Consider the following 20,852-nt stretch of genomic DNA (forward strand, 5'->3'; position numbering starts at 1 on the left):
ATTCATGCTAATCAGCCAGCGCAGCCTTCACGCAAGGTGTTTGTCGTGCGCCCAGGGCCACGCTGCCGACCGGATGGGTAGGGAAGTGCGGGGGAAGCACGCGGCACTCTTCCGGCCTGCTGTCCGGCCCGGCGCTGGCCACGACCCTGAGCCGGGACTCCGGGACAACCCTGGGATCCGCCTCCGCTGACCGCAACCAGTGGTGTACCTGGGTACCCGGGTACCGCAACTCGGGTGGTATCCGCGGTGTCCGCCCACGTCGGACGCCCTCCGCTGCGTCCTGACGCGACCGTAGGCGGCATGGAAACGGTTGCCGCCTGCCTGCTGGGCCTCACCACCGCCGGGTATCCCGCCCTGGCCGGTGCGGGGCTCGGCCTTGGCATGCTGCTGCGCTTCCTGGGCCGAACCCCGGCCGAGCGGCGCCGCGTTCTCGGCCGCACCGCCGCGCGCCAGCGCGCCCACGACGTGTGGCTGCTGGCCGCCGCCGCCTTCCTGTCGTGCGGCTTTCCCTCCCTCGCCGCCGGCCTGGTGGCCGGGCTGTGGCCGCCGCTTGCGCTGCTCACCGCCGGGACGCTCGCCCGCTACGCCGGGTACCGCGCGCGTGCCGTGGACGCCGTGCTGGCCGGGAGCTGGGCGGCGGCCACGGGCTGGGCGTGGCTGCTGGCCTCGTTCCTTAGCCGCGACCCGCTCCGGCCGGGCACGGGGGCCGCCGCCGCGCTGACCGCCGTCGCGGTGCTGCTGCTGTTCGTCACGCACGGCACGGCGTACGCGGCGCTGCGGCTGACCGGCGAGCCGTTCCAGCGGGCCCGGCAGTTCGCGGGGCGGCAGGCCGGGCGCCGTTCGCTGCCGCTGAGCGCCGCCGTGCTGGCGGCGCTGCCGCCGCTGTCGGGCGCGCGGCTGCCGCTGGCCGAGCACGCCGCCGCGGCGCCTGTGCTGGGCGTGCTCATTCCGCTCGTTCCCGCGGTCTCGTGGTGGCTGTGGCGGCGCGCGCTGCGGGGGACCGGGGGAGCCCGGTGGCCGGACGGCGACCGCAGCGGACCACTCAACGACTACCGCTGACTGACCGATGACCAACCCATGGCCAACCCATGACCGAGGAGGCACACCGATGACCACCACGCACCAGAACGCCGCGCCGCCGCCGGCGCCGCCACCCGGGCGCCCCGGGGTGTTCGAGCGTCTGGCGGGCTTCGCCTACCGCCGCAAGTGGCTGGCCCTGCTGCTGTGGGTCGCCGTTCTCGTCGGCGTGCAGGTCGCGTCCTCGGCCATCAGCAACGACTACCGCAACGACTTCTCGCTGCCGGGCACCGAGTCGCAGCGGGCCACGGACCTGCTCACCGAGCACGGCTCGGACCGGGCGGGCGACACCCTCGACGTCGTCCTGCACGATGAGTCCGGCCTGAGAAGGCCCGAGGTCGAAAGCCGCGTCAGCGGCATGCTCGCGGACGCCGCCGAGCTGCCGCACGTCGTGCAGGCGGTCAGCCCGTACGAGGACCAGGCGGCGATCTCCCGCGACGGCACCATCGGCTACGGCACCCTCGTGCTCGACGTGAAGTCCGAGGCGATGTCCCGGACCGACGTCGAGCGGATCTACGAGACCGTCACCACGATCGAGGGCGACGGGCTGCGCGTCGAACTCGGCGGCGAGGCGGCCCGGGCGCTCACGGAGGACGAGGGCGGCGCGGCCGAGGGCATCGGCATCATGGCGGCGCTCGTCATCCTCGTGTTCATGTTCGGCACGGTCATCGCCGCCGGGCTGCCCGTCATCACCGCGGTCTTCGCGGTCGGCAGCTCCATCGGCGCGATCGCCCTCTTCTCGCACCTGTTCACGATCGCCGACTACACGCCGTACGTGATGATGCTCGTCGGCCTCGGCGTCGGCATCGACTACGCGCTGCTGATCTTCGCCCGCTACCGGGGCGAGCTGGTCAGCGGCCACGGCTCCGAGCAGGCCGCCCGGGCGGCGCTGGACGCGGCGGGCCGCACGGTCTTCTTCTCCGGCTGCACCGTGATCGTCGCGCTGCTCGGGCTGGTGGCGCTGGGCATCGGGGCGCTCCAGGGCATGGCGCTGTCCGTCGCGCTGACGGTGCTGGTGACGATGGTGGCCTCGCTGACGCTGCTGCCGGCGCTGCTGGGGCTGTTCGGCGAGCGTTTCGCCCGGCAGTTCACGGCCAAGGCCGCCAAGCGGAAGGCCAGGGGCAAGCCCGCCAGCGGCGAGGCGTGGCGCCGGATGGGCGGGGCGGTGCAGCGTCACCCGGTGGTGTCGCTGGTCGCGGCGGTCGCGGCGCTGCTGGCGCTGGCCTTCCCGGCGCTCGGCCTGCGGCTGGGCTTCGCCGACGCGGGCAACGACGCTCCGGACTCCACCAGCAGGCAGGCGTACGACCTGCTCTCGGAGGGCTTCGGTCCGGGCTTCAACGGCCCGCTCGTCGTGGTGACCGACGCCAGCGGTGCCGACGGCGGGGCGGAGCAGGCGGCGGGCGCGGTCTCCCGCGTGCTCAACGAGACCCCCGGCGTGGCCTCGGCGACGGACCCGATCCCGGCGTCCGAGGACGGGCAGCTCGCGACCGTGCTGGCGTTCCCCGAGTCCTCGCCGCAGGCGGAGGACACCGCCGACCTGGTGTCCACGCTGCGGGATGACGTGCTGCCGGCGGTGGCGTCCGACACGGGCGCCGAGTACCTGCTCGGCGGGCCGACGGCGGCGGCGCAGGACTTCTCCGCGACCGTGGCGGAGCGGATGCCGCTGTTCGTCGTCATCGTCGTCGGGGTGTCGATGCTGCTGCTGATGACGGTGTTCCGCTCGGTGCTGATCCCGCTGAAGGCGGCGGTGCTGAACCTGCTGAGCATCGGCGCCGCGCTCGGGGCGATGGTGCTGGTGTTCCAGGAGGGCAACCTGGGCGCGGAGCCGGGGCCGATCGAGGCGTTCCTGCCGGTGATGATCTTTGCGATCGTCTTCGGGCTGTCGATGGACTACGAGATCTTCCTGGTCTCCCGCATCCACGAGGAGTGGACGCACAGCGGGGACCACTCGCGGGCGGTGCGCGAGGGCCTGGGGCACACCGGGTCGGTCATCACAGCGGCCGGAGCCATCATGATCGTCGTCTTCGCGGCGTTCATGCTGTCCACGGAGCGGATGCTCCAGCAGATGGGCTTCGGCATGGCGGTGGCCATCTTCGTGGACGCTGTGATCATCCGCTGCCTGATCGTGCCTGCGGCCATGCAGCTGATGGGGCGTGCCGCCTGGTGGCTGCCGTCGTGGCTGAACCGGTGGCTGCCCAGGGTGCAGCTGGAGCGCGAGGAGCGCGCGGCCGAGCCGGCCGTCCGGTCCTGACGGCCCCGGGCGGGGCGGGATGCGGGAGGGCCCGTGGTCCCGCTCCGCCCGGCGGCGTTTCAGTCCAGGAATCCGGTGGCCAGCGACGGCGTCTGCGGCGCTTCGGCCGCGGGCTGGCTCGCGGGCCCGGCGGCCGGCGCGGTGCCGGCCTGCCGTGCCGCGGCCGCGTAACCCGCGTAGATTCCCTCCACGACGCGGTGCCCGGGGGGACGGCGAAGCCCCAGCGGGCCGGCGGCGTTCCGCAGGACGGCCGCCACCGTGTGGCCCGCCCGCTCCAGCTGCTCCGGCAGCAGCTCGGCGGGGGCCTCCCGCACGGCCATCCCCTGCCGGATGACGTCCGTGAACACGGACTGCACCCTCTTGTACGCCAGGTACCGCGGCAGGTCCTTGACCAGACCGTCCGCCGCGCCCGGCCGGGCCGTCTCCATGGCACCCGCCCAGCGGACCACCATCGCGTGCTCCTGGGCACGGGGGTACCCCATCAGGTGCAGGTGCGTCGCCAGGTCGTAGACCGGGTCGCCGAGCAGCGCCAGCTCCCAGTCGATGGTCCACAGCGAGCCGTCGTCCTCACCCACGATGAGGTTGTCGCGGTGCAGGTCGCCGTGGAGCAGGCAGAACGGCCGGTCCGTCAGCCGGCCGGCCGCGCGCCCCAGCGGCCCGTCGGGCGCCAGGACGCCGGGATCGATGCCCAGCGAGGCGAACAGGGATCCGAACTGGGGGCGGTGGGTGTGCCACACGCGTGTCCTGGTGAAGCGGAGCAGGCTGTGCAGGAACTCCGCGCTGGTCCGCGGCCGCTTTCCGGGCGGGCAGCTGTGCACGAGCGTGAGCGCGGAGGGAGGGACGGCGGCCATCTGGCCGAACAGGCTGGCCAGCTGCCGCAGGTGGACGCGGGCCAGGGATGTGCCCTTCGGGCGGAGGGCGGACAGCACGGTGCCCTCGATGTAGCCGTGGACACGTATGTCGGCGGGGTCGCCGTGCTCGCTGGAGGAGAGCCGGTAGACCGGCGGGACGCGGTCGAAGCCCAGGAGGGCGAGTTCGATGAGGAGGTCTTCCTCGTTGCGGAAACAGCGGGGGTCGAATCGGTGGACTCCCAGCCGCGGCCTGGCGGCCTTCAGCCGCCCGAGGGCGGCGAGTTCTCCCTGCGGACGCAGGATCTGCCAGACGCGGTGGTGCCCGCGCAGGGTGGTGGTCCGGGTCAACTGCTGGCTCATGTCGGTGTGCTCCAGGGCAGCGGTAGGGCGGACACGTGGGGTCCGCGAAAAGGGCTGGAACTGGGGCTAGAACTTCGGTCGTGCAGGTGTCGGTGTCGCTGTCGGAGTCATTGTCGAGCCGGTGTGCGGGGGTGCGCGGGTTTACCGGGTAGCAGCACGGTACGCCCGGTACGTCCCCCTGCCGATGGCTCACTTGACTCATTTCACCCGCGCGTTGCGGTGATCAGGGCAGTGAGTATCTCGTCCAGCGACCTCACCACGAGCGGTGCGCCCGCGTCTTTCAGCCGTGCGGCGGCCGCCGGCGTCGGCGCATAGCCGAGGAACGCGACATCAGCCGCGCGGGCGGCGAGGCAGTCGGTGGGTGAGTCGCCGATCATCACGGCGTGTTCCGGGGGCGTGCGGGTCGACGCCAGGGCGCGCAGCAGCGTGTCGGGGTGCGGCTTCAGCAGCGAGGTGTCGTGGGTGCGCCCGTGGATGCGGCCGCCGAAGTAGCCGGCCAGCGAGTGGCGCGTGAGGTAGTGCTCGACCGCGAGCGGAGAGTTGTTGGTGGCCACCGCCACCTGGCGGCCGCGCGCGGTGAGCGCGGCGATCAGCGCGGCGGCGTGCGGGGTCGGGCGCGCGGTGCCGGCCGCGGCTATCTCTTCGCTGGTCAGCGCGGCCTCGACCCGGCGCACCACCGCCGCTCCCGGGCGCTGGGCGGCGACGCCCAGGAGGACGACCTGCGGGTCGGGCGTGGCCCGTAACTCGTCGGTCAGCAGCTGTGAGGCGCCGATGGCCTCGATGTGGTCGCGCAGCCTGCGGGCCACCGACTCCGCGGGGCGAGCGGCGAAGAGATGACAGACAGGGCCGTCGAAGTCGAAGAGAACACAGCGCGCGTTACTGACGATTCCCCTCATCTAACCGAGTGTGAGCGGTTGCGCGAGCGTTGACCAGAGGGACTCGAACCACTCCTGCGACTCCGCCACGAACGCGGCGTCCTGCTCGTCGCGCCCTTCGGGGTCGGCGGAGGCGCGGAAGACCTTCGAGTTCAGGCCGAGCACGTCGTAGATCTCCAGCTGCTCCTGCTCGTACTCCACGGTCCGCGGCAGCACCTGGTAGTAGGCCGTCAGCACCTCGGTGCCGTTGAGAATGTACAGCTTCTGCACGGGTGTCAGCGGCACGCCCCGGATCTCGACGTTCACCTTCGGCACGAGCCGCATCTCGGCGAGCGAGGTCAGCTGGTGCCGCAGTGAGGTGGCGAACGTCCGGGTCAGCTGCGCCAGGCGGGCCCGGGGGCGGGCGTCGCTGGCGTCCGAGACCAGCCGGGGGTACGCCAGCGGGCCCTCGGGGTCGGGCAGCAGAATCCGCACGGTGATCGAACGGGGCGTCAGCTCGCCCGCCGAGATCGCGATCAGCGGCGCGGCCAGCGCCGAACTGAGCGTCTCCGTCGTCAGCGAGAACGCGTCGATGGAGACGTCCTCCGCCTGGAACGCCACGGCGATGCGGTCGGCGACCTCCACGCCCGCCGGGCGCGGCCCGTCCTGCCCGGGCAGCGTCACCACGGCGGGCGCGCCCCGGCCCCGGGCGCTGAGGTACCCCTCGCGCTCCAGGATGGCCAGCGCCTGGCGCACGGTGGCGCGGTTGACCTTGAACTCCTCGACCAGGACCCGCTGGGTCGGCAGCTTGCTGTGCCGCGGCAGCGCTCCGGAGCGTATGCGGTCGCGCAGCTCCCCCGCGATGCGGTCCGCGGACGGCGCATCCTCGTGACTCACGCGGGACACCATACAACTTTCGGTCAGTTCCGGAGGGTTATCCAATCAGTGTTTGCTCAGCGTGGCCAACCGGGCATCACAGGCATATAGTTGGCGTACAACTTGACCAACTCGCAGTCATCTCGGCGAAGTTGGATGCTCCTGGGGGTCAGGGCCCCCGGAGTTCTGGGTGATCCGGGAGTTCGCGGCGGTCAACGAGGTCACAGGGATCAAAGGGATTCGTATGAGGAGAGGAGGGGCCATCATGCTCGTTTCCACGATCGTTGTCGCTGCGGTGGGCATCGTGCTGGAACGGGCAGTAGAGCTCCAGTACGGACTGCCAGGGCTGATCGGGCTTCTGATCATGCGGACGGGCTTCCGCAAGCGGAACGTCACGTGCACCGCCGTGGGCGTCACCGTACTGGTGACGCTGGCCGTCAGCGCGCTGTGACGGGGGCGCGCGACGGGGGATGACAGCGGCCCGGCGGGAGAGCGGGCCGGAACCGGCGGCCGCGGGGAGCGCGCGGCACCGCGACGGGAACGAAGACCGGACACAGGATCGGGACGGGCACGCACCAGCCAGAGGACATCGGAACAAGACAGGACGGGCAGGCGCCAGGGCTCGGCGCCTGCCCGTCCGCGTGCGGCCAGCAGCAGCCGGCCGGAAACAGCCGCTAGAAGATGTCTAGGCAGAACGGCCGCCGCGCGGTGCGCAGCATGAGATCGGCACGGGCCAGCGCTCCGGCCCGCTCCTCGCTGACGAGCCCGAGCGCCGCCAGCCGTGACGCCGGCTCCTCCCCGAGGTACAGGCGGCTCAGCGCGCCCGTCGTCAGCGCCAGGTCCGGCTCCTGGCCGGTGGGCACGCACCGCGCCTCGCCCGTCTCGTCAGCCTCCAGCAGTACCCTGCCGCCCGCGAGCCCCAGGGGATCGGTCACGTCCAGCACCAGCCGCCCCGGCACGGCGTAGGTCCGGGCGGCCAGCATCCGCGGCAGGTCCAGCGGGCGCAGCCACAGGAAGTCGCCGCGCGTCGTCAGCCGCGCCGCCCGCGGGTCGGGCAGCAGGTCCGGCAGCAGCGCGTCCGGCGGGCAGCTGCCGGAGTCCACCGTCTCCATCCAGTCCAGCGAGATCAGCAGGTGCCACAGCGCGCGCTCCGCCTGCGGCGTCGTCGCCAGGAAGCCGGACACCTTGGCAACGTCGGTGGGCTGTGTGCCGACCTCGGACTTCTCCTCGACGGTGAACGAGGCCATGCCCTGCGGCTGACCGGAGGCGTCCCGGTACACCGCGAAGTACGGCTCCAGGTAGGGGCCGCCGAAGGAGACCTCGCCGGTGTACAGCCGCCACCACAGCTCATCACGGCTGATCGCGCCCGGCTGCGCGCGCCGGTAGGCGTCGTGCAGTCCGGGGCCGATCTCGCGGATCTCCGCGGCGTCCGTCAGCGTCACGCTGCCGTCGCCCGCCGCCTCGGCGGCGGTGCGGGCGGTGACGCCGGAGCGCGAGGCGGTCACCCGCCAAGTGGAGTACGAGGTGGCCGGGCCGAAGCCGAACCGGCCGTAGATCCGGTACTCGGAGGCCACCAGCGTCGCCACGGCGTCGCCGCGCTCCTTGGCCTCCGCCAGATCCCGCTCGATGAACCGGCGCACCAGTCCCTGGCGCCGGTAGGGGGCCGTCACCGTCACCGCCGAGACCGCGTTCGCGGTCAGCGGTGCGCCGCCCGGCACCGTCAGCTCCTGCGGGAAGCTGCGGTACGTGGCCACGCACCTGGGGCCGTCGAAGACGCCGAGCGCCCTGCTCAGATCCTGCTCCTTCAGGCGGGTACGGACGCTCTCCGGGGACGGCCGGTGGGGCCGGAGGAAGCCGTAACCCGCCGCGTACATCCACGCCTTAGCGGCGTCGGGGTCATCCGCGACGTTGCGTATGTCCAAGGCCATGGCCCCGACCCTAGGTCAGGGCTTTTCCGGGGTCACCGCATTTTCCGTGCCCTCCGCCGGGCCGCCCTGGGCCGCGTGGCCGAGCAGGTCGTCCACGCGCACCTGGCCCTCCCGGTACCGCCGGGCGATCTCCGCGCCGCACTCGTCCGCCGTGCGGTGCAGCTCCTGCCGCCGCCGCGAGATGCGGGACTCGTGACGCGCCAGCCGGGCCAGCGCCCGGCGCAGCTGCAGGTCGTCCAGCGCGCTGAGGTCCGACAGCTGCACCTCGGCGAGTATCTGCTCCGCGAGCCGCCGGTACTCCTCGCTCACCGGCGGCGTCAGCGTCACGTGCCGGGCCGAGGAGCGCTGCGGCGGCGGCCCGTCGGCGAGGATCCGGGCGAGCCGGTCCGCCAGCGGGCCGGAGCCGCCCGCCTCGGACCGCCGGCGCCGCTGCTCGGCCAGGAGGATGTCGATGCGCCCCTGCACCAGCCGCCGCACATAGCTCAGGTCCGCCTCTTCGCGGTGAGCGGTACGGCGCAGCGTCCGCAGCTCGGCCAGGCTCAGCAGCCGCGCGTCGGGCGGAGGGACGGCACCGGAAGCCGATGTGATCATGCGTTTTTTGTCCTTCGTCCCCTGTTTCGGTGAGCCTTCAGCGTCTTCTTCGGGATGTGGCCTGGTACGTACCCAGTGCCAGGCATCGTGTCACCGCTACGCCAACGAGGGCACCCATCCGGCCGCTTCAGGCAGGATGAGGGGCATGAGAGCGGTAGTGCAGCGAGTCGACGGAGCCGCCGTCGAGGTGGACGGCGAGACCGTCGGCAAGATCGAGGGTGAGGGCCTGTGTGCCCTGGTCGGTGTCACCCATGAGGATGACGCGGCGACGGCGGCGAAGCTCGCCCGCAAGCTGTGGACGCTGCGGATCCTCGAGGGCGAGAAGTCCTGCTCGGACACCGGGGCACCGCTGCTGGTGATCTCCCAGTTCACGCTCTACGGCTCCACCCGCAAGGGCCGTCGGCCCAGCTGGCAGGCGGCCGCGCCCGGCGAGGTCGCCGAGCCGCTCGTCGACGCCGTCTGCGCCGAGCTGCGGTCGCTCGGCGCCCGCGTCGAAGAGGGCCGGTTCGGAGCCCTCATGAGGGTGAGTCTGACCAATCACGGCCCCTTCACCGTGCTGGTCGAGGTATAGGACCGCCGTCCGGGTCGCTCCGGCGGGCGCCCGCCGTGTCTGCGGAATAACCGCTGGCGGACTGCCGATTGTCGCTAGACATGAGGAAGACACCCGCGACGGACCTGGGCCGTGTCGGCATCTGGAGCCCCGCCCTGCGGGCGGACGACGCCGGTCGCCGCTCCGAGACCGCCGACGCCGCCCGGACCATCGAGGAACTCGGCTACGGCACCGTCTGGCTGGGCGGCAGCCCGGGCATCGCGCACGCGCTGCCGCTGCTGGCGGCCACCACCCGGCTGACCGTCGCCACCGGCATCCTGAGCATCTGGGACCACCAGCCCGGCGACGTCGCGCGGGAGACCGCCCGCGCCAACGCCGCCCACGGTGGCCGGTTCCTGCTGGGCCTCGGCGTCAGCCACGGCGCGCGCCCCCGGCCGCCCTACACGGCGATGACGGAGTACCTGACCGCCCTCGACGAGGCGCCCGAGCCGGTCCCCGCCGGGCAGCGTGTGCTCGCCGCCCTCGGCCCCCGCATGCTGCGGCTCGCCCGCGACCGCGCGGCCGGGGCGCACCCGTACTTCGTCACCGCCGACTACGTCGCCCGCGCCCGCGCCGCACTCGGACCGGACGCGCTGCTGGCACCGGAGCTGAAGGCCGTGCTCGACCCCGACCCCGAGCGGGGGCGCACCATCGCCCGCGGCTACCTGGCGACGTACCTGGCCCTGCCCAACTACACCAACAACCTGCGGCGGCTCGGCTTCACCCAGGCCGACTTCGCCGACGGCGGCAGCGACCGGCTCATCGACGCGACCGTGGCCATCGGCGAACCCGCGGCCGTCGCCGAGCGCGTACGCGGCTTCCTGGCCGCGGGCGCGGACCACGTCGCCGTCCAGGTGGTGACGGGGGAGGACCGCGCCCTGGCCGTCCCCCTCGACGCCTACCGCGCCCTGGCCGCCGAACTGGCCGCCGAACTACGCGGCTGACCCGCCTGACGGGACGGGGCGGGGCCGGGGGCCGTCACCGGCGCGCGGGGCGCGCGCCGGTCAGGCCGGGACGATGACCTCCTGCGCCGCCGTCGTCGTGCCCGCGAGCAGCGTCGCGTCCGTCGGGGTGTTCCGCTTCACCACGGCCAGCGCGATCGGCCCCAGCTCGTAGTGGCGCGCCGACGTCGTCACCACACCCAGCTGCCTGCCCTCGGGCCCGTCCGCCGCCAGCCGCACCGGCGCGCCGTGCTCCGGCAGCGTCACCTCGCTGCCGTCCAGGTGCAGGAAGACCAGCCGCCGCGGCGGCCTGCCCAGATTCTGGACCCGGGCGACCGTCTCCTGGCCCCGGTAGCAGCCCTTGTGCAGGTGAACGGCGGTCTTCAGCCAGTCCAGTTCGTGCGGGATGGTGCGGTGGTCCGTCTCCCGGCCCAGCCGCGGCCGGTGCGCCTCGACGCGCAGCGCTTCCAGCGCCAGCACGCCGATCGCCGGGCCGTTGGCCTCCGCGAACGCCCGCAGCGACGCCCGCGGCAGGAACACGTCCCGCCCGTACGGCGTCTCGCGCACGACGGCGCCCTCACCCGGCTCGGCGATGGACCCGGCGGGCAGGTGCACCACCGCGTAGTCGCCGCCGCGGTCGGCGATCTCGACCCGGTACATGAACCGCATCGACTCCAGGTAGGCCACCAGCGGACCCGCCTGCCCCGGCTCGGTGTGCAGCCACGTCGTGGTGCCGTCGTCCACCAGGTACAGCGCGTGCTCGATGTGCCCCTTGGCCGACAGGATCAGCGCCTCCGTCGCCTGCCCCGGCGGCAGCTCGGAGACGTGCTGCGTCAGCAGCAGATGCAGCCACGGCAGCCGGTCCGGCCCCGAGACCGTCACCACGTCCCGGTGCGACAGGTCCACGAAGCCCTCGCCGCGGGCCAGCGCGCGCTGCTCGCGGAACAGGTCGCCGTAGTGTGCGGCCACCCCCGCGTCCGGCTCCTCGGCCGGCACCGCGCCCGGGAGGGCGAGCAGCGGGCTCGCGTACGCCGCCGTATCCGTCATGCCGACGCGCTCCTCTCGCCGGGACCGCCCGGCCCGCCGCCGCGCTCGGCGGCCTTGGCCGAGCACTCCTGGCAGCGGCCGTAGAGAGCGAAGTGCTTCAGGTCCGTGTCGAAGCCGAACGCCGCGCGCAGCTCGCGCGTGAACCCCTCGGCCACCGACACGTCCGCTTCCTGCACCTTCTCGCAGTCCCGGCACATCAGGTGAAGGTGATGGTGACGCTCGGCGAGGTGGTAAGCGGGAGCCCCGTGCCCCAGGTGAGCGTGGGAGACAAGGCCGAGCTCCTCCAGCAGGTCGAGCGTCCGGTAGACCGTCGAGATGTTGACCCCGCCCGCCGTGCGCCGCACCTCGGCCAGGATGTCCTCCGGCGTCGCGTGCTCCAGCTTGTCCACGGCCTCGAGCACCAGCTGCCGCTGCGGGGTCAGCCGGTACCCGCGGTTGCGCAGGTCGGTCTGCCAGTCGGTGCTCACCACCCTGCCAGTGTAGAAGCCCGCGCGAGGCACGGGCCCCGCCCGAGGGGAACGGCGGGGCCCGTGCGAAGGAGGCACTCCCATCTTGGCGGCCGGGCTGTCAAACCGCCGTAAGCACCGCGGGCACAATGGGGGAATGGATCTGGGACTGGCTGAACGCGTGTACGTCGTCACGGGTGGCAGCAAGGGACTCGGCTTCGCCACGGCCGCCGCACTGGTGGCTGATGGCGCGCGGGTCGTGCTGGCCTCCCGCGACGAGAAGAACATGGCCGAGGCGGTGACCCGCCTGGAGGAGCAGGGCGCGGCCGGCCGCGCCATCGGCATCGCCGCCGACCTGGCCGACCCCGAGGCCGCGGGCCGTCTCGCCGACGCGACGCTGAGCCGGCACGGCAGGCTCGACGGCGCGCTGATCTCGGTCGGCGGGCCGCCTCCGGTGCGCGCCGCCGACGCCACGGACGACCAGTGGCGCGACGCGTTCGAGACCGTCTTCCTCGGCGCCATCCGGGCCGTGCGGACGATAATCGACCGCATGACCGGCGAGGGCGCGATCGGCCTGGTGCTGTCCACCTCGGTCCGCTCCCCGATCGCCGGCCTGGGCATCTCCAACGGGCTGCGCCCCGGCCTGGCGATGGTCGCCAAGGACATGGCCGACGAGTTCGGCTCGCGCGGCATCCGCGTCTTCGGCCTGATGCCGGGCCGCATCGCGACCGACCGCATGAAGGAGCTGGACGAGGTCACCGACCCGCTGGCCCGCGAGCAGGCCAGGGCGGCGATCCCGCTGGGCCGCTACGGCGAGCCGGCCGAGTTCGGCCGCACCGCCGCGTTCCTGCTCTCCCCGGCCGCCGGCTACATCACCGGTTCCGTCATCGCCGTGGACGGCGGCGCGCTGCGGTCGCTGTGACGGCGGCGGGCGCCCGGCGGGCCCGGGCGCCCCGGTGGCCGCCGGGCGGGCGGCTCCTCAGCGGAAGAAGGCGATCCCGTCGTCGGGCAGGTCCTTGATGTCCTTGATCCACTCCCGGGGGTCCACGACCTTCTTCAGGTGCGCGGACATGTACGGCCGCAGCGGCACGTTGGGCGTGGCCTTCTCGCCCACCCACATCAGGTCGCCCTTGACGTAGCCGTACAGCCGCTTGCCGCCCGTGTACTCCGGCGCGGACGGCGTGCGGGCGACCGCGTCGGTGACGAGGTCGATCTGCGGCTTGCCCTCCGCGATCTCGCCGTACCAGATCTCGGCCACGCCGTGGTCGCGCACGAGCACGGCCTCGACCTGGCGCGCCTGAGGATCGCTCATGCGCCAGAAGCCGCGCTCGGACTCCAGCGGCTCGCCGCGCGTGCCGTCCTTGTCGAGGCGCCAGGAGCGCGCGGAGTACTCCAGGAAGTCTCGGCCGTCGTGCGTGAAGCTGATCTCCTGGCCGGCGTTGCACGCCTCCTGGCCCGGGTACTCGGCGACGCCCGCGCCCTGCCAGGTGCCGAGCAGGAAGGCCAGAGGGGTCAGCGAGGGGTGCAGGTCGGCGGGAATCTCGATCATCAGCGCTGACCCTGGTACAGCTTTGCCACCACCAGGGCGGCGAAGCCGGCGGTGCCGGCGCCGACGAGGACCATCATGGTGATGAAGAAGGCCTCAAGCACGTGGTGTCTCCGTGTGGCGGGGCGATAGTCGTAGGCAGCCGAGTGTAGTCGCCGCGGCCGGGCGGGGCTGTCCGCGGGGGTGCCGTCCCCGGGTGGGGCGGAAAGGATGGTTTTGACCGTTCCGTGATCACAGGGAATGAACGCGTTCGCCGCCTCGTGCGTCTAACGGCGTGGAGAGGATGTGATCATGAATTGTCCGAACTGTGGCGCGATGATGTACCAGGGACCCAGGGGCGACTGGGTCTGCGGCAACTGCGGCACCGTCCGGTAGCACCCTAGCTCCCGATACCGTGGCGTCATGGCCGACAAGCTGGTGATCAAGGTAACGGCGGGGGCGGACGCCCCCGAGCGGTGTTCTCAGGCGTTCACGGTAGCGGCCGTCGCGGTCGCCAGTGGCGTCGAGGTCTCCCTGTGGCTGACCGGGGAGTCGGCCTGGTTCGCCCTGCCCGGCCGGGCGGCGGAGTTCCAGCTGCCGCACGCCGCGCCGTTGCCCGAGCTGATCGACGGCGTCATGGCCGGTGGGCAGATCACGCTGTGCACCCAGTGCGCCGCGCGACGGGGCATCGAGAAGGAGGACGTTATCGACGGGGTGCGCATCGCCGGGGCGCAGGTCTTCGTCAGCGAGATCATGGCGGACGGCGTGCGGGCGCTCGTCTACTGAGAAGCCACGCGAAACCACCCACGTGTTCACTGCAAGGCCCGACATGACGGGGTAACGGGGACACGGGCCACGGAGTACCACCGCGGATGAATTCCTCACCGCACAGCGCACCGACGACGGCCGCGCCCTGCGTCCGGCAGAACGCAGGGCGCGGCCGTCCCACGCGTCGCGGCCGCGTCACACGGCGATGGACACCTCGGTCAGACCGCCGCGCGTCGCGACGACCTTCCGGTCGGCGGTGGCGCCCGGTACCAGGGCGCGCACGGTCCAGGTGCCCTCCGCGGCGTAGAACCGGAACTGGCCGGTGGCGGACGTCGGCACCTCCGCCGTGAACTCGCCGTTGCTGTCCAGCAGGCGGACGTATCCGGTCACCGGTTCACCGTCGCGGGTGACCGATCCCTGGATCGTCGTCTGCCCGGGCTTGGCGGAGGCGGCGTCGGGGCCGCCGGGCTTGGCTCCGCACATGGCGCGGTCCGTTCCTTCCTCGCGTATCCGCTGCTTGCTCGCCGGGCTACTTGCCGGAGCCGGTCTCGACGGGCACGCCGACCAGCGAGCCGTACTCGGTCCAGGAGCCGTCGTAGTTCTTCACGTTCTGCTGGCCGAGCAGCTCGTGCAGCACGAACCAGGTGTGCGCGGAGCGCTCACCGATGCGGCAGTAGGCGATGGTGTCCTTGGACAGGTCCACGCCCTCCGACTCGTACAGCTCCTTCAGCTCCTCGTCCGAACGGAAGGTGCCGTCGTCGTTGGCCGCCTTCGACCACGGGATGTTCCGCGCGGTCGGCACGTGGCCGGCGACCTGCGACTGCTCCTGCGGCAGGTGGGCCGGGGCCAGCAGCTTGCCGCTGAACTCGTCGGGAGAGCGGACGTCCACCAGGTTCTTCTGGCCGATGGCCGCCACGACCTCGTCGCGGAAGGCGCGGATGGAGGTGTCCTGCGGCTTGGCCTTGTACTGGGTCGCGGGCCGGGTCGGCACCTCGGTGACCAGGTCGCGGGAGTCCAGCTCCCACTTCTTGCGCCCGCCGTCCAGCAGGCGGACGTCCTCGTGGCCGTAGAGCTTGAAGTACCAGTAGGCGTAGGCGGCGAACCAGTTGTTGTTGCCGCCGTAGAGGACGACGGTGTCGTCGTTGGCGATGCCCTTGGCCGACAGCAGCTTCTCGAAGCCCTCCTGGTCGATGAAGTCGCGGCGGACCGGGTCCTGCAGCTCGCGCTTCCAGTCGATGCGGATGGCGTTCTTGATGTGGTTCTTGTCGTAGGCGGAGGTGTCCTCGTCGACCTCGACGATGACGACCTTCGGGTCGTCGAGGTGCTCCTGTACCCAGTCGGCGTCCACCAGGACGTCACTGCGGCTCATGCTGTATCTCCTTCGGCGAGTGGCAAGGGGAGGCAACGCCGGGGAGCGCCCGGCGCGCGGTGCGGTCGCGTGGAATGGCGGGCGGCACGAAGAGGGCGGAGACGTCAGCCCATGCCGCCGCCGGCGGAACGGCGGCGGGTACACAGCATGGCGGCGACGCGGCAGTAGTCCACTGCCCGTCGCTTGGTCAGCCCCCCGGCGGGGGTGCCCGCAGCCTGTCGCCTCATGCCGCGATCGTACGGATGCGGTACGGGTTGTGTCATCGGTGTTCCACATCGTGAGATACACCGATTCGGTATGTGGACGAGGGATGCCGGGGGCCCGGCCCGCGGCGTCAGGCGATGCTGAGGTCCGAGCCGGCCACGTGCAGGAGCAGGCCCGCCTCGGTCGGCTCGACCGACGTCAGCGACAGCCCGTCCGGCAGGTTCTGGATCGTCCGCTCGACGTTCAGCTCCTCCCGCAGCCGCTCGCGGATCCGCTCGCTCTCGACATCGGGGAGCTGGTCGTCCGGGACCTGGAGCCGCACCCGGTCGCCCTCGAGCACGACCTCGCCCTCGGCATCGCCCACGTCCACGCTGTGGCCCATCACCGTGGCCTCCAGCGCCAGCAGCAGCCTGCCGTCACCGCCGTAGCTGAACGTGACGCTGAGGTTGCTGCCGCCGACCTCCAGCAGCTCGCCGTAGGCCCGGCTCAGCTCCTGGTACGAGATCACGCCGTCCCCCTCGGCGCGCGCGGCGACCGCGCTGTCGTAGCCGGAGCCGATCGTGGTGTCGGTGATCTCCAGCTCCAGGTCCTCGACGGTGACCGTCTGCCCGTCCACCTCGGCCTGGTAGCCCTCGAGCCCGAGCCGCACCTCGTCCAGATGCCTGCCGAGCACCTGCGTCAGGAAGGGGAAGCCGCGGATGGACACCTCGGGGTCCTGCTCGAGCCCGAACTCCTCCCGCGCCTGGCTCGCCACCTCGCTCTCCGCCACCTTCACCGCCACCCGGTCGGCGATGACCAGCAGTCCGATCACCACCACGAGCAGGACGGCGGTTATTCGGAAAGCCTTGCTCTTCAGGACGCGCATCGGCCTGGTTCCCCCATGTGGTCGTTCGGAGTACCGCGAGCCTAACCCGGCTGGCGCGTCACACCCGGGTGCGGGGACACGCTTGCAGCACCCCCGTTACACGGCGGTTCACGCCGCGGCGTGCGCCAGCGGGTACACGGCCGGAGCCGCCGCCGTCAGCGGCAGCGCCACACCCGCCGTGAAGTGCACGAAGCGCGAGGGGAAGTCGTAGCTGGCGGTCCGCAGCCCGGCCAGCGCGCAGCAGCCGCCCGCCGCGCCGGCCGCCACCGCCCAGCCGGCCGCGCCGCCGGCCCCCCAGCCGGCCGCGCCCGCCGCCGCGCCCGCACCGGCGCCCGCCAGCAGGCCCAGCACGACGCCCAGCGCCGCCGGGCCCGGCACGGACCGCGCCAGGGCCGCGGCCGCCACGCCCAGCGCGGCCGTCACCACGGTCGCCCCGTCCACGCCCGCCGCCGCCAGGTGCGCGGCGGCCACCACGGTCAGCAGCGTGGCCGCGGCCGTCGCCGTCAGCGAGTCCAGCCGTTCCTCGGCCGAGCCCCGGTGGCGCAGCTGGAGCAGCAGCACCAGCAGAAACCATCCGCCGAGCGCGCCCATCATGGCGTGCGGCACCCGGTCCTCCGGCGCCAGCAGCAGCGCGGCATCCGCGGCCAGCCCGCCCGCGAAGGCCAGCGCGATGCCCTGCCGCGCCGGCCACATGCCGTTGAGGCGGAACCAGCCCGCGGCCGTCACGGCCTGGAGCACAACCACGGCGGGCAGCAGCGCGCCCTGCCCGAGCGCCGCCGTGCCCGCCACGGCGCCGGCCAGCGCCGCCGTCAGCAGCGCGGGCAGCGGCCCGGGGTGGATCAGCGGCGAACGCGCCCGGTGCCGCGCCCGCCCCTCGCCCCTGCCATCAACTGTGGTGTCCGTCACATTCTCCGCCTTCATCCGGGCTCACCCACCGCTCACCTGGAACCGCCGGCGAACGGCGGCAGCACCTCGACCGTCGCGCCGTCGGCGAGCACCACCTCTTCGTGCGGCCGCGAGCCGACCTGCTCGCCGTTCACGAGAAAGGAGCAACGCCCCAGTACGCGGGCGAAGTCCGGGCGGTGGGCGTGGCGGTCCCTGGCGGCCCGCAGCGCCTCGGCGAGCGTGTCCGCCGTGAAGGCCTCCTCGGCCGTCCCGGCGGCTGCCTTGGCCGCCGCCCAGTACCTGATCGTCCCGCTCGCCATGCCGCTCGCCATGCCCGTCTCTCTCGCGCTTTCTTCCGGCTGTCCGCCGGTCATCGCCGGACACCGGGACCCTACTCTGCCGCTCCCGTGCCCGTCGCACCCCTGCGCCAGGCGGCCCGGTTCGGCTATGCTGCTGAGAACGAAGCTAAGGATCCGGTCGGTACCAGGCATTGATGCCAGCCCCGGGTCCTTTCGCGCTTTTCAGGGCAGAGCCGCTCACCCCGTCCGCCGCGCCAGGACATCAGGAAGGACCGCCCCCCGTTATGAGCTCGCTGCTTCTCCTGACCAACGCTCTCCAGCCGTCCTCACAGGTGCTCCCCGCCCTCGAACTCCTCCTCCACAACGTCCGCGTCGCGCCCGCCGAGGGCCCCGCCCTGGTGGATGCCCCGAGCGCCGACGTCATCCTGATCGACGGCCGCAAGGACCTGCCGCAGGTGCGGTCGCTGTGCCAGCTGCTCCGCTCCACGGGCCCGGGCTGCCCGCTGATCCTGATCGTCACCGAGGGCGGCCTCGCCGCCGTCACGGCGGACTGGGGCGTGGACGACGTCGTGCTCGACACCGCGGGCCCGGCCGAGGTCGAGGCGCGGCTGCGCCTGGCCACCGGCCGCCAGCAGCTCACCGCGGACGACAGCCCCATGGAGATCCGCAACGGCGACCTCTCCGTGGACGAGGCCACCTACAGCGCGAAGCTCAAGGGGCGCGTGCTGGACCTGACGTTCAAGGAGTTCGAGCTGCTGAAGTACCTCGCCCAGCACCCGGGCCGGGTGTTCACGCGGGCCCAGCTGCTCCAGGAGGTGTGGGGCTACGACTACTTCGGCGGCACCCGCACTGTGGACGTCCACGTCCGGCGGCTGCGCGCCAAGCTGGGCCCGGAGCACGAGTCGCTCATCGGCACCGTGCGCAACGTCGGTTACCGCTTCGTGGTCCCCGAGAAGGAGCGCCCGGAGGAGGAGAACGCCCGGGCCGTGACGCGCGAGGCCGAGCAGGTCGTCAAGGAGGCGGCGCGCCGGCGCTGACGAGCGCCCCCGGGACGGAACGGGCCGCGTACGCACGGTACCCGGGAGCGTGACTGCGCGCGTAGACTCCCGGGCGTGGGCAAGGTGACGCGGGACGACGTGGCACGGCTGGCCGGGACTTCGACGGCGGTCGTCAGTTATGTCATCAACAACGGCCCGCGCCCGGTGGCGGCCAGCACCCGGGAGCGGGTGCTGGCGGCGATCAGGGAACTGGGCTACCGGCCCGACCGGGTGGCGCAGGCGATGGCCTCCCAGCGGACGGACCTGATAGGACTGATCGTTCCCGATGCCCGGCAGCCGTTCTTCGCCGAGATGGCGCACGCGGTAGAGCAGGCAGCGGCCGAGCGCGGGAAGATGGTCCTGGTCGGCAACTCCGACTACCTGGACGAGCGTGAGGTCCACTATCTGAGAGCGTTTCTCGGCATGCGGGTCTCGGGCCTGGTGCTGATCAGCTCCGGCCCGAGCGAGCGCGCCGCCGCCGAGATCGACGCCTGGGACGCCCGCGTGGTGCTGCTGCACCGGCGCCCCGAGGCCGTCGACGAGGTCGCCGTCGTCCTCGACGACGTCGATGGCGCGCAGCGCGTCACCCAGCACCTGCTCGGGCACGGCCACCCGTACGTCGCCTGCCTCGGCGGCCTGGAGACCACCCCGAAGTGGGGCGACCCGGTCACGGACCACGTCACTGGCTGGCGGCGCGCCATGGAGGCGGCGGGCCTGAGCACCGAGGACCGCCTGTTCCCGTGTGCCTACAACCGCTACGACGCCTACCGCGTCGCCCTGGACCTGCTGTCGGGCCCCGACCGGCCGCCCGCCCTGGTGTGCGCGACGGACGACCAGGCCATCGGCGTGCTGCGGGCCGCCCGCGAGCTGCGCATCGACGTGCCGGGCGAGCTGGCCGTGGCAGGGTTCGACGACGTGAAGGAGGCGGCGCTGACGGACCCGCCGCTGACGACGGTCGGCTCGGACCGCGAGGCGATGGCCCGCGCGGCCGTGGACCTGGCGATCGGCGAGCCGGCCTCCGGCGAGGGGGAGCGGCCGGCGCCGGACCGCATCCGGCAGTTCCCCGTGACGCTGCGGATCCGCCAGTCCTGCGGCTGTCCGGCCGACTCGTAGAGACTCTTCAGGCGCGGCTCAGACTTCTCTCATCTTCCGGGCGCACGCTCGGAAGCATGAGCGCTTATGAACCCTTCCCGCCGGTCCCGGAGCACGCGCCGCCGCGGCCCGCCCACGAGCCGCCGTCCGGCAGGGCCCGCCGCCGCGGCCCGGCCGCCGTCCTGGCCGCGGTCGCGCTCGTCGCCGCGGCCGTCGGCGGCGGCACCTCGGCCCTGGTCACCGAGGCGCTCAGCGGCGACGGCGGCTCCGCCGCCGCCGTGCCCGGCACCAACGTCTCGGTCCAGGCCGGCAGCAGCGTCGCCGACGTCGCCGCGGCCGTCGCTCCCAGCGTTGTGGAGATCACCACGGGCTCCTCGACCGGCGCCGGCGTGATCCTCAGCGAGACCGGCCAGATCCTCACCAACAACCACGTCGTCTCCGGGGCGGAAGCCGCCGAGGTCACCTTCCACGACGGCAGCACGGCCACCGCCGCCGTCACCGCAACCGACCCGGACAGCGACCTGGCGGTCATCCAGGCCCAGGACGTCCGCGGCCTGACCCCGGCCACACTCGGCGACTCCGACTCCGTGGCCGTCGGCGACCAGGTCGTCGCCATCGGCTCGCCCGAGGGCCTGACCGGCACCGTCACCAGCGGCATCGTCTCCGCGCTCGACCGGGAGGTGACCGTCAGCCGGGAGGACGGGCAGCGCCAGGGAAACGGCGGCGCGTGGCCGTTCGTCTTCGACGGCGGCACGTACCACGGCGACCCCGGCCCGGCCACGACGACGTACGAGGCGATGCAGACCGACGCCTCCCTCAACCACGGCAACTCCGGCGGCCCGCTGATCAACATGAACGGCGAGGTCATCGGCGTCAACTCGGCGATGTACAGCCCCACCCGGGACGGCGGCAGCACCGGCCTCGGCTTCGCCATCCCCATCAACACGGTCAAGGACGTCCTCGGCCAGCTCGGCACCGAGGTGTGACCCCCGTCACC

Annotated in this window: 24 protein-coding genes; 10 read left to right on the forward strand and 14 right to left on the reverse strand. The window is 72.8% G+C overall.

Annotated features, from left to right (window positions below; genetic code table 11):
• Positions 1 to 300: 300 nt before the first annotated feature.
• Both JK356_RS17975 and JK356_RS17980 read left to right on the forward strand, forming a co-directional pair.
• The gene (locus tag JK356_RS17975) at positions 301 to 1,059 is read left to right on the forward strand and encodes a cytochrome d ubiquinol oxidase subunit II (RefSeq protein WP_201869461.1); all 759 of its coding nucleotides are present in this window, start codon (positions 301 to 303) and stop codon (positions 1,057 to 1,059) included.
• Between the two features lie 49 nt (positions 1,060 to 1,108).
• On the forward strand, positions 1,109 to 3,328 hold the full coding sequence (locus JK356_RS17980; RefSeq protein ID WP_201869468.1) for an MMPL family transporter: 2,220 nt from the start codon (positions 1,109 to 1,111) through the stop codon (positions 3,326 to 3,328).
• Between the two features lie 59 nt (positions 3,329 to 3,387).
• Here JK356_RS17980 and JK356_RS17985 read toward each other — a convergent pair whose 3' ends face one another.
• The 3 genes from JK356_RS17985 to JK356_RS17995 form a co-directional block, all read right to left on the reverse strand.
• Positions 3,388 to 4,539: an aminoglycoside phosphotransferase family protein gene (locus JK356_RS17985; RefSeq protein WP_201869470.1), complete on the reverse strand. Its 1,152-nt coding sequence runs from the start codon at positions 4,537 to 4,539 to the stop codon at positions 3,388 to 3,390.
• Between the two features lie 203 nt (positions 4,540 to 4,742).
• Positions 4,743 to 5,435: an HAD family hydrolase gene (locus JK356_RS17990; protein ID WP_201869472.1), complete on the reverse strand. Its 693-nt coding sequence runs from the start codon at positions 5,433 to 5,435 to the stop codon at positions 4,743 to 4,745.
• The gene (locus tag JK356_RS17995) at positions 5,436 to 6,290 is read right to left on the reverse strand and encodes a winged helix-turn-helix domain-containing protein (RefSeq protein WP_307815702.1); all 855 of its coding nucleotides are present in this window, start codon (positions 6,288 to 6,290) and stop codon (positions 5,436 to 5,438) included.
• Positions 6,291 to 6,534: 244 nt separating this feature from the next.
• On the opposite strand from JK356_RS17995, the gene JK356_RS18000 reads away from it, so the two are divergent.
• The gene (locus tag JK356_RS18000) at positions 6,535 to 6,720 is read left to right on the forward strand and encodes a hypothetical protein (RefSeq protein WP_201869476.1); all 186 of its coding nucleotides are present in this window, start codon (positions 6,535 to 6,537) and stop codon (positions 6,718 to 6,720) included.
• A gap of 223 nt (positions 6,721 to 6,943) precedes the next feature.
• Here JK356_RS18000 and JK356_RS18005 read toward each other — a convergent pair whose 3' ends face one another.
• Both JK356_RS18005 and JK356_RS18010 read right to left on the reverse strand, forming a co-directional pair.
• The gene (locus JK356_RS18005; RefSeq protein ID WP_201869478.1) at positions 6,944 to 8,197 is read right to left on the reverse strand and encodes a GNAT family N-acetyltransferase; all 1,254 of its coding nucleotides are present in this window, start codon (positions 8,195 to 8,197) and stop codon (positions 6,944 to 6,946) included.
• Positions 8,198 to 8,212: 15 nt separating this feature from the next.
• Complete coding sequence (locus JK356_RS18010) at positions 8,213 to 8,788, reverse strand: aerial mycelium formation protein (protein WP_201869480.1); 576 nt, start codon at positions 8,786 to 8,788, stop codon at positions 8,213 to 8,215.
• Between the two features lie 145 nt (positions 8,789 to 8,933).
• Between JK356_RS18010 and dtd the strand changes: the two genes are divergently transcribed.
• Positions 8,934 to 9,359, forward strand: coding sequence for a D-aminoacyl-tRNA deacylase (gene dtd, locus JK356_RS18015; protein WP_201869481.1), 426 nt, complete (start codon positions 8,934 to 8,936; stop codon positions 9,357 to 9,359).
• A gap of 80 nt (positions 9,360 to 9,439) precedes the next feature.
• Positions 9,440 to 10,321, forward strand: a complete 882-nt coding sequence (locus tag JK356_RS18020) for a TIGR03620 family F420-dependent LLM class oxidoreductase (RefSeq protein WP_201869488.1) — start codon at positions 9,440 to 9,442, stop codon at positions 10,319 to 10,321.
• A gap of 60 nt (positions 10,322 to 10,381) precedes the next feature.
• On the opposite strand, the gene JK356_RS18025 is transcribed toward JK356_RS18020, so the two are convergent.
• Positions 10,382 to 11,365: a folate-binding protein YgfZ gene (locus tag JK356_RS18025; protein WP_201869490.1), complete on the reverse strand. Its 984-nt coding sequence runs from the start codon at positions 11,363 to 11,365 to the stop codon at positions 10,382 to 10,384.
• Positions 11,362 to 11,835: a Fur family transcriptional regulator gene (locus tag JK356_RS18030; protein ID WP_201869492.1), complete on the reverse strand. Its 474-nt coding sequence runs from the start codon at positions 11,833 to 11,835 to the stop codon at positions 11,362 to 11,364. Before JK356_RS18030 ends, JK356_RS18025 begins: the two co-directional genes overlap by 4 nt.
• Before the next feature lie 133 nt (positions 11,836 to 11,968).
• Between JK356_RS18030 and JK356_RS18035 the strand changes: the two genes are divergently transcribed.
• Positions 11,969 to 12,733 (forward strand): SDR family oxidoreductase, encoded by a 765-nt coding sequence (locus JK356_RS18035; RefSeq protein WP_201869494.1) that lies wholly within the window; start codon positions 11,969 to 11,971, stop codon positions 12,731 to 12,733.
• Positions 12,734 to 12,790: 57 nt separating this feature from the next.
• Here JK356_RS18035 and JK356_RS18040 read toward each other — a convergent pair whose 3' ends face one another.
• Positions 12,791 to 13,360: an FABP family protein gene (locus JK356_RS18040; protein WP_201869499.1), complete on the reverse strand. Its 570-nt coding sequence runs from the start codon at positions 13,358 to 13,360 to the stop codon at positions 12,791 to 12,793.
• Positions 13,361 to 13,759: 399 nt separating this feature from the next.
• Here JK356_RS18040 and JK356_RS18045 point away from each other — a divergent pair, with 399 nt between their 5' ends.
• On the forward strand, positions 13,760 to 14,122 hold the full coding sequence (locus tag JK356_RS18045; protein ID WP_201869501.1) for a DsrE family protein: 363 nt from the start codon (positions 13,760 to 13,762) through the stop codon (positions 14,120 to 14,122).
• A 177-nt stretch (positions 14,123 to 14,299) separates the two neighbouring features.
• Here the strand turns inward: JK356_RS18045 and JK356_RS18050 are convergent, their stop codons facing one another.
• The 6 genes from JK356_RS18050 to JK356_RS18070 form a co-directional block, all read right to left on the reverse strand.
• Positions 14,300 to 14,587: a DUF1416 domain-containing protein gene (locus tag JK356_RS18050; protein WP_201869503.1), complete on the reverse strand. Its 288-nt coding sequence runs from the start codon at positions 14,585 to 14,587 to the stop codon at positions 14,300 to 14,302.
• 46 nt (positions 14,588 to 14,633) lie between these two features.
• The gene (locus JK356_RS18055) at positions 14,634 to 15,473 is read right to left on the reverse strand and encodes a sulfurtransferase (protein WP_201869505.1); all 840 of its coding nucleotides are present in this window, start codon (positions 15,471 to 15,473) and stop codon (positions 14,634 to 14,636) included.
• A gap of 104 nt (positions 15,474 to 15,577) precedes the next feature.
• Positions 15,578 to 15,700 (reverse strand): hypothetical protein, encoded by a 123-nt coding sequence (locus JK356_RS22250; RefSeq protein WP_269137156.1) that lies wholly within the window; start codon positions 15,698 to 15,700, stop codon positions 15,578 to 15,580.
• A 107-nt stretch (positions 15,701 to 15,807) separates the two neighbouring features.
• Entirely contained in the window at positions 15,808 to 16,542 is a 735-nt protein-coding gene (locus tag JK356_RS18060; RefSeq protein WP_201869507.1) for a DUF2993 domain-containing protein, read from the reverse strand.
• Between the two features lie 108 nt (positions 16,543 to 16,650).
• Positions 16,651 to 17,448, reverse strand: coding sequence for a hypothetical protein (locus JK356_RS18065; RefSeq protein WP_201869509.1), 798 nt, complete (start codon positions 17,446 to 17,448; stop codon positions 16,651 to 16,653).
• Positions 17,449 to 17,480: 32 nt separating this feature from the next.
• Complete coding sequence (locus JK356_RS18070) at positions 17,481 to 17,747, reverse strand: MoaD/ThiS family protein (RefSeq protein ID WP_201869740.1); 267 nt, start codon at positions 17,745 to 17,747, stop codon at positions 17,481 to 17,483.
• 263 nt (positions 17,748 to 18,010) lie between these two features.
• On the opposite strand from JK356_RS18070, the gene JK356_RS18075 reads away from it, so the two are divergent.
• The 3 genes from JK356_RS18075 (at position 18,011) to JK356_RS18085 (ending at position 20,841) form a co-directional block, all read left to right on the forward strand.
• Positions 18,011 to 18,763, forward strand: a complete 753-nt coding sequence (locus JK356_RS18075) for a response regulator transcription factor (protein ID WP_201869511.1) — start codon at positions 18,011 to 18,013, stop codon at positions 18,761 to 18,763.
• A 75-nt stretch (positions 18,764 to 18,838) separates the two neighbouring features.
• Positions 18,839 to 19,876, forward strand: a complete 1,038-nt coding sequence (locus tag JK356_RS18080; protein ID WP_201869513.1) for a LacI family DNA-binding transcriptional regulator — start codon at positions 18,839 to 18,841, stop codon at positions 19,874 to 19,876.
• A gap of 56 nt (positions 19,877 to 19,932) precedes the next feature.
• On the forward strand, positions 19,933 to 20,841 hold the full coding sequence (locus JK356_RS18085; protein WP_201869515.1) for a S1C family serine protease: 909 nt from the start codon (positions 19,933 to 19,935) through the stop codon (positions 20,839 to 20,841).
• The last annotated feature ends 11 nt before the right edge of the window (positions 20,842 to 20,852 follow it).

This window comes from Streptomyces sp. 7-21 (assembly GCF_016741785.1).
GTDB lineage: Bacteria > Actinomycetota > Actinomycetes > Streptomycetales > Streptomycetaceae > Streptomyces.

Bases quoted from the DNA above. Each gene is read 5' to 3' on its own strand.
- JK356_RS22250 (WP_269137156.1), bottom strand. From the start codon at position 15,700: ATGAGGCGACAGGCTGCGGGCACCCCCGCCGGGGGGCTGACCAAGCGA.
- JK356_RS17985 (WP_201869470.1), bottom strand. From the start codon at position 4,539: ATGAGCCAGCAGTTGACCCGGACCACCACCCTGCGCGGGCACCACCGC.
- JK356_RS18045 (WP_201869501.1), top strand. From the start codon at position 13,760: ATGGCCGACAAGCTGGTGATCAAGGTAACGGCGGGGGCGGACGCCCCC.
- JK356_RS18020 (WP_201869488.1), top strand. From the start codon at position 9,440: ATGAGGAAGACACCCGCGACGGACCTGGGCCGTGTCGGCATCTGGAGC.
- JK356_RS18070 (WP_201869740.1), bottom strand. From the start codon at position 17,747: ATGGCGAGCGGGACGATCAGGTACTGGGCGGCGGCCAAGGCAGCCGCC.
- dtd (WP_201869481.1), top strand. From the start codon at position 8,934: ATGAGAGCGGTAGTGCAGCGAGTCGACGGAGCCGCCGTCGAGGTGGAC.
- JK356_RS18050 (WP_201869503.1), bottom strand. From the start codon at position 14,587: ATGTGCGGAGCCAAGCCCGGCGGCCCCGACGCCGCCTCCGCCAAGCCC.
- JK356_RS18060 (WP_201869507.1), bottom strand. From the start codon at position 16,542: ATGCGCGTCCTGAAGAGCAAGGCTTTCCGAATAACCGCCGTCCTGCTC.
- JK356_RS18085 (WP_201869515.1), top strand. From the start codon at position 19,933: ATGAGCGCTTATGAACCCTTCCCGCCGGTCCCGGAGCACGCGCCGCCG.
- JK356_RS18035 (WP_201869494.1), top strand. From the start codon at position 11,969: ATGGATCTGGGACTGGCTGAACGCGTGTACGTCGTCACGGGTGGCAGC.
- JK356_RS18010 (WP_201869480.1), bottom strand. From the start codon at position 8,788: ATGATCACATCGGCTTCCGGTGCCGTCCCTCCGCCCGACGCGCGGCTG.
- JK356_RS17975 (WP_201869461.1), top strand. From the start codon at position 301: ATGGAAACGGTTGCCGCCTGCCTGCTGGGCCTCACCACCGCCGGGTAT.
- JK356_RS17980 (WP_201869468.1), top strand. From the start codon at position 1,109: ATGACCACCACGCACCAGAACGCCGCGCCGCCGCCGGCGCCGCCACCC.
- JK356_RS18055 (WP_201869505.1), bottom strand. From the start codon at position 15,473: ATGAGCCGCAGTGACGTCCTGGTGGACGCCGACTGGGTACAGGAGCAC.
- JK356_RS18040 (WP_201869499.1), bottom strand. From the start codon at position 13,360: ATGATCGAGATTCCCGCCGACCTGCACCCCTCGCTGACCCCTCTGGCC.
- JK356_RS18005 (WP_201869478.1), bottom strand. From the start codon at position 8,197: ATGGCCTTGGACATACGCAACGTCGCGGATGACCCCGACGCCGCTAAG.
- JK356_RS18025 (WP_201869490.1), bottom strand. From the start codon at position 11,365: ATGACGGATACGGCGGCGTACGCGAGCCCGCTGCTCGCCCTCCCGGGC.
- JK356_RS17990 (WP_201869472.1), bottom strand. From the start codon at position 5,435: ATGAGGGGAATCGTCAGTAACGCGCGCTGTGTTCTCTTCGACTTCGAC.
- JK356_RS18075 (WP_201869511.1), top strand. From the start codon at position 18,011: ATGAGCTCGCTGCTTCTCCTGACCAACGCTCTCCAGCCGTCCTCACAG.
- JK356_RS18000 (WP_201869476.1), top strand. From the start codon at position 6,535: ATGCTCGTTTCCACGATCGTTGTCGCTGCGGTGGGCATCGTGCTGGAA.